At 35.1% G+C, this 15589-nt stretch carries 11 protein-coding genes; 4 read left to right on the top strand and 7 right to left on the bottom strand.

All coding sequences use genetic code 11. The annotated features are described in order from the left end of the window. Positions 1-9 precede the first annotated feature (9 nt). Both AC00Y6_RS01305 and AC00Y6_RS01300 read left to right on the top strand, forming a co-directional pair. On the top strand, positions 10-1524 hold the full coding sequence (locus AC00Y6_RS01305; protein WP_474488813.1) for a RagB/SusD family nutrient uptake outer membrane protein: 1515 nt from the start codon (positions 10-12) through the stop codon (positions 1522-1524). 646 nt (positions 1525-2170) lie between these two features. Then, entirely contained in the window at positions 2171-2401 is a 231-nt protein-coding gene (locus AC00Y6_RS01300) for a hypothetical protein (RefSeq protein ID WP_474488811.1), read from the top strand. 111 nt (positions 2402-2512) lie between these two features. On the opposite strand, the gene AC00Y6_RS01295 is transcribed toward AC00Y6_RS01300, so the two are convergent. From AC00Y6_RS01295 to AC00Y6_RS01285, 3 genes are read right to left on the bottom strand one after another with little or no spacing between them, the layout of a single operon-like run. Further along, entirely contained in the window at positions 2513-3961 is a 1449-nt protein-coding gene (locus AC00Y6_RS01295; RefSeq protein ID WP_474488810.1) for a RagB/SusD family nutrient uptake outer membrane protein, read from the bottom strand. Positions 3962-3966: 5 nt separating this feature from the next. Next, on the bottom strand, positions 3967-6174 hold the full coding sequence (locus tag AC00Y6_RS01290) for a SusC/RagA family TonB-linked outer membrane protein (protein WP_474488809.1): 2208 nt from the start codon (positions 6172-6174) through the stop codon (positions 3967-3969). Between the two features lie 9 nt (positions 6175-6183). Further along, a complete protein-coding gene (locus AC00Y6_RS01285) occupies positions 6184-6981 on the bottom strand; it encodes a TonB-dependent receptor plug domain-containing protein (protein ID WP_474488808.1) in 798 nt (265 codons plus the stop codon). Positions 6982-7581: 600 nt separating this feature from the next. On the opposite strand from AC00Y6_RS01285, the gene AC00Y6_RS01280 reads away from it, so the two are divergent. After that, positions 7582-10509 carry a SusC/RagA family TonB-linked outer membrane protein gene (locus AC00Y6_RS01280; protein WP_474488807.1) on the top strand — a complete coding sequence of 976 codons (2928 nt, stop codon included), beginning with the start codon at positions 7582-7584 and terminating at the stop codon, positions 10507-10509. A gap of 5 nt (positions 10510-10514) precedes the next feature. Continuing rightward, on the top strand, positions 10515-12074 hold the full coding sequence (locus AC00Y6_RS01275; protein ID WP_474488806.1) for a SusD/RagB family nutrient-binding outer membrane lipoprotein: 1560 nt from the start codon (positions 10515-10517) through the stop codon (positions 12072-12074). Positions 12075-12233: 159 nt separating this feature from the next. Here AC00Y6_RS01275 and AC00Y6_RS01270 read toward each other — a convergent pair whose 3' ends face one another. From AC00Y6_RS01270 to AC00Y6_RS01255, 4 genes are all read right to left on the bottom strand, one after another. Next, positions 12234-12476, bottom strand: coding sequence for a hypothetical protein (locus tag AC00Y6_RS01270; protein WP_074236598.1), 243 nt, complete (start codon positions 12474-12476; stop codon positions 12234-12236). Between the two features lie 123 nt (positions 12477-12599). Further along, positions 12600-13493: a 3-hydroxyacyl-CoA dehydrogenase family protein gene (locus AC00Y6_RS01265; RefSeq protein ID WP_474488805.1), complete on the bottom strand. Its 894-nt coding sequence runs from the start codon at positions 13491-13493 to the stop codon at positions 12600-12602. Positions 13494-13531: 38 nt separating this feature from the next. Next, on the bottom strand, positions 13532-14503 hold the full coding sequence (locus tag AC00Y6_RS01260) for a Gfo/Idh/MocA family protein (RefSeq protein ID WP_474488804.1): 972 nt from the start codon (positions 14501-14503) through the stop codon (positions 13532-13534). A gap of 110 nt (positions 14504-14613) precedes the next feature. Next, positions 14614-15438 carry an SDR family oxidoreductase gene (locus AC00Y6_RS01255; protein ID WP_474488803.1) on the bottom strand — a complete coding sequence of 275 codons (825 nt, stop codon included), beginning with the start codon at positions 15436-15438 and terminating at the stop codon, positions 14614-14616. Between the last annotated feature and the right edge of the window lie 151 nt (positions 15439-15589).

Here is a 15589-nt window from a genome sequence, read left to right as displayed (position 1 = left end):
AATTAAAAAATGAAAATAACTAAAAATAAATTAAAAAATATCTTTCTTGGGGCTTTATCGATAGTCACTATAGCATCCATCAACTCTTGCTCAAATGATTATTTTGATGCTAATCCTACAGATGCAGTCTCAGATAAAGATGCGTTTTCAACATCAGATAATTTGGCAGCTGTAGTAAACGGTATGATAAGAAATATGTATCGTAATCAAAATAGCAATCAAGGCCAGTCTGGACAAAGTGGAATCATGGTTATGATGGATGCTTTGGGTGAAGATCTTGTGTTTCCATCTACTGGTAATGGATGGTACATAAGTACTGTAAGATGGCAAGATCAAATTAATGAAAATGGAGCTAATGATTTTTTTCCTTACCAGTTTTATTACGCTTTAATAAGAAATGCTAATTTAATTATAGCTAATGCTCCATCTGTACCTGCACCAACCGAAGCTGATGCTCTTAAAATTAAAAAAGCTACAGGGGAAGCCTATGCATTTCGTGCATTCTCTTACTTTATGCTTGTACAATTATATGGGAAAAGATATGTAGCAGGCACTACCAATTCTCAGAATGGGGTGCCATTAAAATTGACGGCAGATGAAATACCGATGAAGAGAAACACAGTTGAAGAAGTTTATAAGCAAATCAATCAAGATTTAAATGCGTCACTAACTTATCTTACAGGAAATGCGAGAGCCTTTAAGTCACATTTTAATGAAAATGTTGTAAGAGGTATGATTGCTAGGGTTGCATTAACACAAGGTAATTACTCTTTAGCAGCAACACAGGCAAAGGCTGCAAGGGCAGGCTTTACTCTTATGTCTAACACAGCTTATACCTCAGGATTTAATACATTGGAGGGTAATGCTGAATGGATGTGGGGCAGCTCAATTATTTCTGAGCAAACTGAATATTTTGGAAATTTTGGAGCTTATATGTCCAGAAATTATAATTCTACCAACATTAGACAAGCACCAAAGGCTATTAATAGTTCCCTTTATGCAAAATTTCCATCTACTGATATAAGATTAAAGAATTTTGATCCAACAGGTGCACACACTTCGCTAGGATTACCATCAACGTATTCTAAATATCCTTATACAAGCCAGAAGTTTTTAGCAGTTAGCCAATCTGATAGTAGATGTGACGTTCCTCTTATGAGATCTGCAGAAATGTATTTAATTGAGGCAGAAGCTTTGGCAAAATCTGGTAAAGAAGCTGATTCTAAAACTGTTTTCAATGAGTTTGCTAAAAATAGAAATCCATCATATGCAGGAGCTACAACAACTGGAGATGCATATGTTAACGAGATTTTATTAAGCAGAAGGTTAGAATTATGGGGCGAAGGCTTTAGATTTTTAGATCTTAAAAGATTGGGCGTGAACCTTGATAGAACCGGAGCTAATCATAGTTCTACAGTAGTTAATAATGTGATGAGCGTGCCAAGTACTGATAATAGGTGGCAATATTTAATTCCTAGAAGCGAAATTAATGCAAATCCATTAATAGAACAAAACCCACTTTAAAATTTTTAAAATTAAAAATTTAAAACAGTCGGCTCAAAATAGAGCCGACTGTTTTTTTATTTTGAATTGTAAATGGATTCTTAGTATATTACTTTATTATAGATATAGTTTTTAAATCTATTTCTAAATAGTCTAATCAGCTGACATCAAAAAGAGTTTTTTTAAGCGCTTTAATAATGTGTTATAAAATTATTTTTAACTGATTATATTTCTTTGTGTCGTCGTTATAAAGCTCGTATCAGTTATGAGAATATTTAATATGTAGCCAGATTTGAAGGTTCTATCTCATTCATTATCAAGAGTATAATTGCATGTCTCTATTGCAAAATGAAAAAATTATTGATTACTAGTATTAATCTAAGGAATCCTTATATTACGCATATAAAAAAGGTTGTCTGAATAGACTGCCTTTTTTATGTAATGTGTCTCTTCCTAAAATAAATTGACACAAAAAGACTTAATTATGGGAAATCGAGAAAATGTAAGAGAAAAACGGACACAATTGGATTACATGATGTCTTTTAAATTAGGCATTGTCACTCGGGTAGGAAAAGGGCGAATTTACTTACAGGCAGTCATAAAAGCATTATGGCATCCAAGCAAGAAGCTCCGTTTTGATTTGGCTTCGGAAATGTGGTAACTTTGATTGGATCAAACCTATTATTCATACGATGCCAAAATCCAAAGTAACAACCGCCGAGACAAAAAAAAATTAGAGAAAGAATTGGCTGATGAAAAACTGAAAACCAAAGTTCTCAATATGATGATTGATATCTCCGACAAGCATTACGCCACACAGATTCGAAAAAAGTTTATCCTGATTCAGGCAACTAAAGGAAGAAAGATTGAGTTTAAAAACACTGGAAGCAAAGCATAAAAAATCCGGAAAAATGAAATCTTCCGGATTACTATATTAATTGAAAACTTGTGAACCTATTTTAGGCTACTCAATGTAATTAAAAATAACTGGTATTTTCAAACAACTAAACTATGGATTTTGCGTCATGTTTGGATTAGCCAACATTTCTGCTTGCGGAATCTGAAACTTGAATCTAGGATCTCCGGCAGGTATGTCGATTTTCCCTGATAATAGGACATGGTTGGATCCTGGATAATTTCTTACTAAGGATACATTTAATCTCTTCATATCAGTCCAAGCACATCCTTCACCCCACAATTCAATTCTTTTTTGTAGTATAATTTCATTAATTAGTGCTGAACCAGATGCTGTTACAGTATAAGATGGGTTTCTTAGTTTAGTAATTTCAGCTAAAACAGCTTTCGCACCAGCTTCATTACCAGTTTTTGCTAAAGCTTCAGCTTCGATATAATACATTTCAGAGGCTCTCATGTATATGTAATCTCCTCCATTCCCCACAGATTTATCTCTAAATTTAAGATTGGCATATTTTGGCAAGCTTACATTATTTACGATACTATCAGAAGCCAAATATGCTTCTTTTCTGTAATCAGTATCAGGAATTGCATCATATAATCTCTTATCTATAGACTTAATAAAAGATAGTCCGCCTGCATAACCGTTACCATCTGTGTTATCAAAATGTGCAAAAAAACTAGCTACAAAAGAAGTAGTTGCCTCGGATATAATACCACCCCACATAACGTCTGGCACTCCATCCAAATCATAAAAACCATCAAGCCACTGTTTTTTTGTTGGTTGTGCAAAAGATTGTCTGGCATTGTGAGCCATCTCTGCTGCTTTAGCATAATTACCCATCTCTAAGGCTACTTCAGCTAGGAAACCTTGAGCAACGCTCTTATCAACTTTTTCTTTATTAGTTCTAGTATATCCTTCTAGATTAGTAATACCTACTGTCAAATCCTTGTCAATCTGAGTGTAAGTGTCAGCAACTGTAGAACGGCTTTTTCCATCAAGTGAAACAGTTGTGTATACAGGAATTGAAAGTTCAGAAGTATGACCTACATATGTGGGTCCAAAAATACGAGCTAACATAAAATGCATATAGCCCCTTAGAGCCAAAGCCTGACCATACATAGCTTTATTCTCTGCATTTACACCAGCTTTATCAATAGCTGCAATAACATTATTAACTGCTTTTATTTGCTGATAATAAGTTTTCCATATCGTAATTGGTCTATAACCTGTTTGTATTCTTCCCTGATAATTGTAAAAGCCGCCAAACCAACTTCCTTTGGTTTGCACTAGATCATTTGACATCATATCCATTCCTGATAGAACAGCCTTGTGTCCAAAATCTTCATGATTGCCATCATAAGCTAGTCCATAAGTATGAAGACTAGTATAAACACCATCTAGTAAACCTTGTAGGGCTGAGGGAGATGTTGATAATTGGTCTTCATTAATAGTCGATTTCAAGTCTGTATCTAGATAATCTTGATTACATCCTGTAAGTAGTAAAGTGGAACAAAATAATATTCCTAGTATTTTTTTCATTGTAATTAAAATTTAACTGTTAAACCTAAAGATATTGATCTTTGCGCTCCATATCTATTTAATGACTGACCATTTGTTCCTAGAGAATTACCTACGGAATTCAATCTAGGGTCTAAACCTTGTCTTTTAGACCAAAGAGCCAGATTTGTTGCGTATACTCCGAAATTTAACCCTGAAATTCCCTCTGGTAATAACCCTTTGTTGAAATCATACGTTAGAGATACATCTTCAAGACTGATGTAGTCAGACTTTATTAGAAATAAATCTGAAGTTCCCATATTGTTTGGTCTAACTCTGTCTACTGCAGGCAATTCTGCTGTTGTGTTAGTTGGAGTCCAAGTCTTGTAGATATCCTTGTGGAAGTTTGTTATATCTCCAGAATCTCTAGAGCGCAGCATGTCAGCATAACTTCCATCATACATATAACCTCCAAACTGGTACGCAAAGTTCATCGTTAGGTTAATGCCTTTATATCCTAATCTTGTACCGAAACCTCCGTAATATTTAGGGTTAGCACTTTTATCTAGAGAATATAAAGTTGCATCCGTATAAACTTCAGTTGTTGTTTGTCCTGTAACATTCCCATTAGCATCAGTTACATCTTTATACCATTTGCCATTCCCATTGGTAGCATCTACACCAGCAAATTTCCTCATGAAATATGTGTATGCTTGTTTACCCTCTTCAAACTTAAAAATTTCTGAAGTAAAAGAGTTTGGTAAATAAGTGACTTTATTTTTATAATAAGTACCATTTCCATAAACCGTCCAATTGAAATTTTGTCCCTTTATGATATCTGCAGAGATATTTAGTTCTAATCCAGTATTTTGCATATTACCAATATTTCTGGTAATAAATGATGTTCCTGTAGATGAAGCGAGTGGAAAGTTAAATAATAGATCATCAACCTTTCTCTGGAAATATTCAGCATCAATATTAATTCTATTAAATAATTCCAATTCGAAACCTGTATTTAAGTTTTTGGATGTCTCCCATTTAATATCGGGATTTCCTTCATATACTTGAACAATAGAAACGTTACCATTTGCGTCGGGAATATTTTCCCACTGGGATTGGTAAGCTTTATAATTTCTAGCCCAACCAAAATAACTTCTGTGGTTCATGCTCACTGAACTCGGGTAGAAGAGAGCGTCATTTCCTTGCTCACCATAACTGCCTTTAAGTTTTAAGCTTGTAATTGCATTATTTCCTTTAAGGAAGGATTCATTTGATACCATCCATGCAGCTCCAATACCGAAGAAGTTACCCCATCTATTATCTGGGCTAAAAACAGAAGAAGCATCTCTTCTGAAACTAGCATTTAAAAAGTATCTATTATCGTATCCATAATTAATTCTAGAAAGATATCCTTCAGTAGTATAGTTATCATTATAGCCATTTAAATCTACATATCTAGATCCATTACTAACATTTGTTTTCCCTGGAATTACTATGTTAGTTCTTGTTCCAGAAAGCATTCTAGAGGTGAAATCATTATTTTCATGACCAATCATTATGTCAATATTATGATTTCCAATAACTTTTTTCCAAGATAATAATTGTTGGTTATTAAATGTTTGATCAGTAGAAGTTGAAGTTCTAACTTGACCATTCGTTTGACCGTAATAATCACCACCTATATTGTTTCCATAAGAATTGTAGTTACCACTTACTATATCCAAACCAAAGTTATAGCTAAAATTAAAGCCATCATAAAAATCCCAAGACAAGCTAGCTCTGCCACTTACGTTATCTTCAATGTTTCTAATCTGATCCAATTGAGCTTTAGCGTAAGTATTTAATCCACCACCATATGGCCTAGCTAATCCCATTCCACTAGGATTTCCTAAACTTCCAAAGTCATACATTTTACCATAACTAGCAGATTTTATACTTCCATCGTCATTTCTTGCCCATATTGGATAAATAGGAGCTATATTTCTTCCCCATCCTATCAGGTTAGAGTATGTATTATTTCCGGTTAATGAGTTTGGCGCTCCTTGGTCTGTTCTTGCGTAGTTTAAACTTGTACTTAACTTTAAATTATTTGATATTTGGTAATCTACTTTTGATCGCCCTGAAAATCTTTTAAATCCAGAGTTCATCAAAAACCCTTGATCATTAAGATATCCCAAAGAAAAATAAGTATTTAATTTTTCTGAGCCAGCTTGAATGCCAATATTGTACTCTTGTCTAACACTAGGTTTAAACATTTCTTTTTGTCAATCATCATGATAAAGAAGCTTAGCATTTGGATTTAGCTTTCCTGTTAATGGATCAATTAGTTTATCGCCCGCTACATTATAATTATTGTAAGCCAATCCGTCTGATCCACTAATTAAGTTAGCTGCGGCATCAGCAGATGCATCAGCATAGCTCATACCAGAGAAAACGTTGCTTATTCTAAGTCTCTCAAAATATGCTTGATAGAATTCTCCTGGATCTGTAATTAAGTCATACTCTTTGACCGCTCTGGTGTTAACTCCAAATTTAGTATCGAAAGTAATATTCATCTTACCTTTCTTACCTTTTTTAGTTGTAATCAAGACAACACCATTTGCTCCTCTACTCCCGTACAAAGCATTAGCTGATGCATCTTTTAAGAAAGTAATGCTTTCGATGTCATTATTGTTTAATGAATTTATACTACCTCCGAAAGGCATTCCATCCACAACATACAAAGGATTATTAGATGATGATAATGATCCTAACCCTCTAAACCTAACTTGGGGAGGATCACCAGGCTGTCCTGAGTTGGTAGTAATCTGGACACCTCCAACTTTTCCAGATAGAGAAGTAATGACATTACTAGATTGTGCATTTGCTAAATCTTTAGCATCAACCTTTGCAACAGATCCAGCTATTGCTTGTTTTTTTTGTGATCCAAAAGCCACCATTACAACTTCATCAATTTCTCTTGTTTGAGGAATTGTATCGTTAGTTTTTTTTTGTGCTTGCAATGCTTGCCCTCCAATAAAGAACAAAACTCCTGCTGATAATACACGTAGTTTAACATTCATATTAACAATTTTTAATATTTTAAGAATGCAAAGGTGTTAAAAAATATCTAAAAAAAAAAGTTAAAACATTGGTGGTGTATGATATACGTTAGAATTTCTTCATTTTTTCAGCTTTGGGAGATTTGATTTTTGTGGTTTTTTTAGTTAATTTTTTATTAAATATTTATTATGTGGTTTGTGGTTAATTACGTCTGATTTCCAATAATAACTATCTAGCAGTTTAATTATTTTTCATTAATATTAAATTTACTTCATATAATTTTTTGATTTGGTATAGAAATCTTAAATGCAGACACTTTTTTCTTGTGCAGAAAAAAGTACTTTTTTAACCTGTATGATGCAAAACATTAATAACAATTTTAAGTTAAAACTTTGCAGTTTTTTTTCTTTTATATTTCAAAACACATTTCATTTTTCATTACTTCTCTTACTACATTCTGTATAGATGATTGATATTTAAGAATTTTAACTAACAAAAATGTAAATGTTAGTTTATTATTATATTCACGTAAAAGTATTTTTTTAACATATTTTTGGATATTGATATTGGATATGTTAATAATGTTTTGCATATTTGTTCATAGAAAAATTTGATTTGATATGAAAAAATTAACAGCAGGTGTTTTAGCAGTTGTGCTTTCTTCGTCTTTTGCAATGGTTTCTGCGCAAAAGGTTAAAGATTCTGCCAAGACACAGGATATTGAGGGTGTTGTAGTAACAGCTCTTGGTATCAAAAGAGAGAAGAAAGCCTTGGGTTACGCAACCCAACAAATTTCAGGGGATAATATTTCTGATGCTGGGCAGAGTAATGCGGTAAGTGCTTTGTCTGGAAATGTGGCAGGTGTTCAGGTAACTGCTACATCATCAATTGGTGGTTCTACAAGGATTACAATGCGAGGTATCAGTTCTATTACAGGTGAAAACAGACCTCTCATTGTTGTAGATGGTGTTCCCCTCGATAATACAAATATCAATAACACAGATACACAAAGAGGTGCTGGTGGTAGAGATTATGGTGATGCCTCTTTTGATATTAGTCCTGATGATATTGAAACTGTAACTGTTCTGAAAGGAGGGCCGGCTGCTGCTTTGTACGGTGCTAGAGCTGGTAATGGTGCGATTCTCTATACTACCAAATCAGCTAAAAAGGGGCGTGCCTCAGTAGAGTTGAATACTGGCGTAAGTTTTGAAAATGCATATATTAAACCTAAACTGCAAAAATTTTACGGTGGAGGTTCTAGTACTACCTTACCTACAGAGACAATTAATGGACAAGTTTATAATGTCATGGATTATGGTACTGACGCTTCTTGGGGTCCAAAATATAATCCTAATTTAATGTATTTACCTTGGTATGCATTTGACAAAGAATTTGCAAATGACTATATGAAGCCTGTTCCTTTTGTGGCTCCTAGAAAGGATGTTGATAGTTTTTGGAATACAGGAGTAAATTATACCAATAATTTCTCTGTTTCTCAATCATTTAATGATACAAGTGTCCGCTTATCCTATACCAATACTCAACTAAATGGTATAGTTCCAAATTCTAAAGTTAATAAAGATAATGTTTCAATCAATCTAAATACTAAATTATCTGACAAATTAAAAGCAGAAGCTAATATTAATTACATTGTAACAAGGGGATTTAATAGGCCTGAAACCGGTTATGGTGATAATTCTGTAGCTCAAAAATTTTATCAATTTGGACAGAGAAACTTGGATTTTCAAAAGTTAAAAGATTATAAATTATCAGATGGTAGCCAAAGAACTTGGAATAGAACAGCCTGGGATGATCCAACTCCTAACTTCTCTGATAACCCATATTGGACAATTAATGAGAATATTTCATTAGATAAGAGAGTTAGAACATTCGGTTCTGCCGGCCTGACTTACTCATTTAACAAACATTTGTCCGCAACAGGTAAAGTTTATTCAGACACCTATTCCCTAACAAGCTCTACGAGAGTTGCTGTAGGATCAGCTGCTATTCCTGGTTATGCCTTGAGTAAAAGAAATATCTCCGAGTACAATTATGAAGGTAGACTTCAGTACGATAATACTTTTGGAGATTTTAGCCTAACAGGATCTGCTGGTTTCAATTATAGAGATAACAAGAGTGAGCGTTTAACTGGTCAAACTAATGGAGGACTTGTTATACCTGGGCTATATAATTTGAGCAACAGTTTAGGTGCGGCACAAACTTCAAACTATGCAAGCCACTTGGCCGTAAAAAGTTTATTTTATTATGCTTCCTTAGGATATAAAGATTATTTCTTCGTTGAAACTACTGGTAGAAATGATTGGTTCTCCAACCTTAATAATAGCCAATTTTATCCTTCTGTTACGGGTAGCTTTGTTTTCACAAGGCTAGTTAATGCAGACTGGTTGAGTTTTGGTAAAATTAGAGCTGGATGGTCTAAAATTGCACAATCTTCACCTGATGCGTATATCAGAGAAAATTATACAGATGTGGGTTCAGCACCATTTAACGGAGCACCACAATATAGTAATCCTAACACTAACAATGATCCGAACATTAGACCAGAGTTAAAATATACAAAAGAGATTGGGTTAGAATTGAGCTTATTTAAAAGTAGGGTAGGCTTAGATTTTACATATTATGATGTTAGCTCAAAAGATCTTATACTTCCTGTACCGGTTGATCCATCTACCGGATTCCTATTTACAAGAATTAATGCAGGGGAAATGACTAATAAAGGTATTGAAGCATCTTTGAGTGTAACACCATTAAAGTCTGAAAATTTCTCATGGACTGTTAATGCTAACTTTGCTAAAAATGTTAACAAGTTGGTGTCCTTATATCAAGATCTAGAGAGATTTGTTATTACTAATGCACCTTTTAGAGCTCAATTGGCAGCCGATGTTGGTTCTGCATATGGTGCAATTATGGGAACTGATTTTGTATATGATGCTAATGGAAATAAAGTGGTTGACGAAAATGGATTCTATAAAGCTTCTGCGCTTAAAAATTTAGGTTCTATTTTACCAGATTATAATTTGGGTATTAGATCAACTTGGAAGTTTAAGAGCATAACTCTTTCGGCTTTACTAGATATTCAGCAAGGTGGAAAATATTTTTCAACAACAAACATGTGGGGACACTATTCTGGTATGTTAGAAGATACCGGTTTGGGTGGGAATCGTGAGGCTGGAGTTGTTCTAGATGGTGTTAAAGAGAATGGCGCTAAGAATGATATAAATATAAAAGCTGTTGATTGGGGACTATCTTATTATGGCGGAGTTGATGCGTTGAATGTTTTTGATGCCAGCTATGTTAAACTGAGGGATGTTACCATTTCTTACGATTTGCCAAAAACTATTGTTGGTAATGTATTCCAAGGCATTAGGCTTTCAGCTTTTGCGCGTAATCTTTTTGCTTGGAATTTAAGTAATAAAGGGATTGATCCAGAAAATACATCTTATGGATCTGGAAACATTCAAGGTTTAGAAGGTGGTTCACTACCATCAACTAGAATCTACGGATTTAATGTTAATTTTAAATTTTAAAAATAATGAAAAAGATATTATATATAGTTTCGGTAGTAGCAATGCTTTTTAGTATAACTAATTGTGCCGACAATTTTGATGAGATTGATGTAAATCCCAATCAAACAAGTAATCCTTTGACCTATGGGATTTTTAATAATACAATGAAGGAGTACTTGACTGAAATGAGAGGTTCTTTCTCTTCGGGTAGGGTTGCTTTACCTTGGGTCCAATATTCGGCACAGCGTACTTATACAGAGGAGGATAGATATCAATATCGTTTGACAAGTGGTGTTGCAATATGGTCTGTTACTTATCGAGTAGCTCAGGACTATAAGCAAATTATAGATTTAAATACGGATCCAGCAACTAAGAGTAAAATGAGTATGTATGGTCCAAACAATAATCAAATTGCTGCTTCCAGAATTATGTTATCGTACATTTTCTCAAATCTTGCTGATACATTTGGTGATATACCATACTATTCTTATGGAAATAAAGATGCTGACTTTCAAGCATTATCTGTAAATACTAGCTTACAGCCTAAGTTTGCAAGTCAAGTAAAAGTTTATGCAGATATTCTAAAAGAATTGAAAGAAGCTTCTGCTATGATTGTGCCGGGAGATGTATTTACGTCAGGCGATAATTTGTTTGGATCTTCAGATAAATTGAAAAAATTTGCTAACTCCTTACGATTGCGTATTGCTACAAGGGTTAAGGGAGTAGTCCCTGGGGCAGAAGGTCATATCGCAGATGCCATCTCCTCAGGAGTAATGACTTCTGAAGACGATACTGTTGGACTTGCATTTGAAGATAATTTAACTAATCCATCACCAATGTATAATGATTTTAGGACTAGATCTGATTTGGCGATATCTAAAACATTTGTTGATTTATTAAAAGGTAAGAAAGGCAATTTTGGTTTAGATCCAAGATTATTTAAGTACGCTACACCTAAGGGTATTGTAAAGAAACAAATTCTCGATGGAGTATCTCCTGAGTCAACAAATCCTGATGATTTCAACGGAATGCCATATGGTGTTTCCAGTTCTGCGGCACCTAGTCAAGCATCGTCTGGGAATTTCTTTAGTAAAAATGTTTATAAAAAGAATTACACTGAAATTCTAATGGAATTCTCTGAAGTAGAATTTTTGTTAAGTGAAAATAACGGTTGGTCACAAAACGAATATATCAATGGTGTTAAAGCTTCACTTAGTAGATGGGGAGTTGATGACGATGCCGCAAATGCCTATATTGCTGCACTGCCTCCAGCTTCAAAAGAAAATGTTTTAACACAAAAGTACATTGCTTTATATATGCAACCTTATGAAGCTTGGGCTGAATATAGAAGAACTGGTTATCCAAAAACATTATTGTTACCTGGTCAAACTGGTACATATAATGTTCCTTACGAAGGCTCTAGTACTTACACTTTCACATCTTTGATAGCAGGTTTGACAGATTTACCAACAAGATTATTTTATCCAACTTCAGTTCAATCTCTAAATAGAGTAAATTATGAAGCTGCATCTGCTAATATTGGCGGTGATAAGATGAGTTCCAAACTTATTTGGGATAAAAACTAAAATCAGCTTAGTTTAAAAAACCGCAGTAATGCGGTTTTTTTCCTAAAAAGTAAAAAGCCTCGTCATTTTCTAATGACGAGGCTTTTTGAATTTTGTATATTGAGCATATAATTTAATCAATAAAAAAAGGAACTCAATTTTGAGTCCCTTTTTTTTGTTTTATTCTTCGTCTTCCTCGTCGTCGTATTTTGCAAGTTCTTCATCACACCATTTAAAGGCTTCTTCCACAACTTTTGTAGCTTCTGTGGCTACAGTTTCTTCATCGTCACCTTCCAAGTCATCCAACCATTCTACATCCTCTTCTTCTACGTTAAGGATAAAACGTGGATACTCTGTGTGTACTACAAAAAGATCTTCCGGAAAATCAGAATTGTCGGCTAATAAAAACTTAGGTAATTTCATAACAAAAAAATTTAAAATAAATAGAGTGCTGTTTGTTACTCTGATGGTTCAAAGATAGAAAATTTCCTGATAAACCAGGATGATAATTATTTTTTTAGGGCAGATTTTTATAAAGCCTTCTTTTTATTTTTTTTGAAACATATCAGAGACTTTTTCGGCTTTTTTACCGGCGCTGTAATCATAGAATCCTTCCCCCGATTTTACGCCTTTTTTACCAGCCATCACCATGTTTACCAGTAGTGGGTTGGGCGCATATTTAGGATTTTTAAAACCATCATACATTACATTAAGGATGGCTAGGCAAACATCTAATCCTATAAAATCAGCCAATTGCAGTGGTCCCATTGGGTGTGCCATTCCCAGTTTCATCACGGTATCGATCTCTTCTACGCCGGCTACGCCATTGTACAGTGTTTCGATAGCTTCGTTAATCATCGGCATCAGAATCCTGTTGGCTACAAATCCGGGATAATCATTGACTTCTACAGGCGTTTTTCCTAGTTTTTTGGACATTTCAAAAACAGTATTAAATGTTTCCTTAGACGTAGAGTAGCCTTTGATGATTTCTACAAGTTTCATAATAGGCACGGGATTCATAAAATGCATACCAATCACTTTCTCCGGCCGTTTGGTGGCTGCCGCAATCTGGGTGATGGATATCGATGAGGTGTTGGTTGCCAAGATACAGTTGTCTGGTGCAAGTTCATCAATCTGTGAGAATATTTTAAGTTTAAGCTCCAGGTTTTCTGTGGCCGCTTCTACAATCAGGTCTGCATTAGGAACAGCATTTTTAAGATCCTGATGGGTAATAATATTTCCCAACGTGGCGGCTTTTTCTTCTTCTGTCAAGTTGCCTTTTGCGATAATCCTGTCCAGATTGGTAGCAATGGTTTGCAGTGCTTTTTCTAGGTTTTCCGGTTTTACATCAACCAGATTTACAGTGAATCCGCTCTGTGCAAAAGTATGTGCAATGCCGTTGCCCATGGTTCCGGCACCTATTACGACGATATTTTTCATATTGCTATTTTAAATATTTTGGGATGGGTGATTTTATTTTAATTCATTTTTGTGATCAGCCTCATAATCTCAAGTGCCACTTTCAAAGCTTCGGTTCCGTCCTGAAGAGAAACCTGAACAGGCAGATTATTTTCTATGGCGTTGGCAAAACTTTCCAGCTCATCCAGTATCGCGTTGTTGGGATGGATGCTTGGATATTCAAATAAGATCTGATTTTTTTCACCTTCTGCATTTTCTATAATCATATCAAAGTCAGACGGATGTTCAGGTGCCGGTTTCATGCGAATAACTTCCGCTTTTTTCTCTAGAAAATCTACAGAAACATAAGCGTCCTGCTGGAAAAACCGTGATTTTCGCATTGCTTTCATTGATATTCTAGAAGTGGTAAGGTTGGCGACGCAGCCGTTTTCAAACTCGATCCGCGCGTTGCAGATGTCTGGCGTTTTGCTCACTACAGATACGCCGCTGGCATGGATTTCTTTAACTTTTGATTTGACAATGCTCAACAATATGTCCAAGTCATGGATCATCAAATCCAGAACCACAGAAACGTCTGTACCGCGCGGATTAAATTCGGCAAGCCTGTGAATCTCAATAAACATCGGGTTTTTGATGTAATCTTTGGCTCCGATAAAGGCGGGATTGTAACGTTCTACATGGCCAACCTGCGCCTTGATGCCAAATTGATTACACTTAGACAGTAATTCCTCGGCTTGTTCCAGGGTTTGGGTAACGGGTTTTTCTATAAAAAAATGAATGCCTTTTTCAATCGCCTTCATTGCATAGTCGTAATGGTAGATGGTGGGCGTAACTATATCCAGCATTTCAATTTCGCCGAGCAAATCCTCAAAACTCTCAAAATATTTGTAGCCCAATTCCGCTTCCAGCTTTCTCCCGTTTTCTGCGTCTTTATCATGAAATCCTACCAGTTCGTATTTTTCGGATTGATTCAATAGCCGAAGGTGGATCTTTCCCAAGTGGCCTGCTCCCACAAGTCCTGCTTTTATCATAGGTTTTTTCTTAAAGGGGTAAATTTAAGAATAATCCAAAATCAACATAAAAAAAGACTCAGAATTTTTTTAGCTTTCTGAGTCTTGTCATTTTTTGAATTGATCAATCGTTATCCCATAATATGGAAACCTCCGTCTACATGGCGGATTTCACCGGTAATCCTAGTCTCAGGACGGAAAAGGTGTACAATTTCGTGTGCCAGATCTTCTGGCAAAGCATTCCCCAAGGGACTGATTCTATCGGCTCTTTCCACATCTTCAGTTTTCAAAGTGGCATTTCCGGCTTTGCTTCCCATATAAGGCGAGAAGCGGATGGCATTGGCGCGGATGCCATATTTTTTTCCGAGTTCATAAGCCATTTCGATGGTTAGCCTTTCCAGTGCGGCTTTGGCAATACTCATATTGATATAAGGGAAAAATGACACTTTTTCTGCCGCAATATAACTTAATGAGACAATCGATGCGCCGTTTTGCAAAACGCCATTGGCAAGCAAAGCGTGGCAAAGGGTAACCAAAGAAAATGCGGAAACATTCATCGTGTCATTAAACTCTTCCGCCGTTACTTCCAACATTGGTTTTACCGCTTTGTTTCTGATGGTTTTATCCATTGCGATAGCGTGTAAAAAGCCATTCAACGCAATATTTTTTGATTTCAGGTCATCGGCAAAATAATTGAGGCTTTCGGGTAAAGTCACGTCTAGCGGTGCGGTGTAAACATCTTTGCCTAATACTTTTTTGCAGGCATTTTCAAAATCATCATAATTTTTATGGAGAAAAGACGCTGCTTTTTCGGAAAGGTTTTTATGAAACGGCGTAACACCCAATCCCGTACAAACAACTTTTCCGTTGTGTTCGAGGATTTTTTCGGCTGTTTTCATCGCCAGAGAGTTTTCATCTGCAATACCGGTAATCAGGAAAGTTTGGTTGTCTAACATAGTTTTTGACTTTAAATTATGGACCAATAGCTAACAACTTATTGTCCTAAATGATTGTAATCCAATTGTTTTTAATTAGTTTTTTATTAATCAATTATCAATTATCAATTATCAATTATCAATTATCAATTATCAATTATCAATTATCAAT

Source organism: Epilithonimonas sp., assembly GCF_056329745.1.
Note: the sequence above shows the minus strand (reverse complement) of the source record. Positions and strands in the feature narration are given on the sequence as shown.

What these genes read in the sequence shown, in the direction of transcription:
- AC00Y6_RS01305 (WP_474488813.1), top strand. Translation starts at nt 10, where the DNA reads ATGAAAATAACTAAAAATAAATTAAAAAATATCTTTCTTGGGGCTTTA.
- AC00Y6_RS01295 (WP_474488810.1), bottom strand. Translation starts at nt 3,961, where the DNA reads ATGAAAAAAATACTAGGAATATTATTTTGTTCCACTTTACTACTTACA.
- AC00Y6_RS01290 (WP_474488809.1), bottom strand. Translation starts at nt 6,174, where the DNA reads ATGTTTAAACCTAGTGTTAGACAAGAGTACAATATTGGCATTCAAGCT.
- AC00Y6_RS01285 (WP_474488808.1), bottom strand. Translation starts at nt 6,981, where the DNA reads ATGAATGTTAAACTACGTGTATTATCAGCAGGAGTTTTGTTCTTTATT.
- AC00Y6_RS01280 (WP_474488807.1), top strand. Translation starts at nt 7,582, where the DNA reads ATGAAAAAATTAACAGCAGGTGTTTTAGCAGTTGTGCTTTCTTCGTCT.
- AC00Y6_RS01275 (WP_474488806.1), top strand. Translation starts at nt 10,515, where the DNA reads ATGAAAAAGATATTATATATAGTTTCGGTAGTAGCAATGCTTTTTAGT.
- AC00Y6_RS01270 (WP_074236598.1), bottom strand. Translation starts at nt 12,476, where the DNA reads ATGAAATTACCTAAGTTTTTATTAGCCGACAATTCTGATTTTCCGGAA.
- AC00Y6_RS01265 (WP_474488805.1), bottom strand. Translation starts at nt 13,493, where the DNA reads ATGAAAAATATCGTCGTAATAGGTGCCGGAACCATGGGCAACGGCATT.
- AC00Y6_RS01260 (WP_474488804.1), bottom strand. Translation starts at nt 14,503, where the DNA reads ATGATAAAAGCAGGACTTGTGGGAGCAGGCCACTTGGGAAAGATCCAC.
- AC00Y6_RS01255 (WP_474488803.1), bottom strand. Translation starts at nt 15,438, where the DNA reads ATGTTAGACAACCAAACTTTCCTGATTACCGGTATTGCAGATGAAAAC.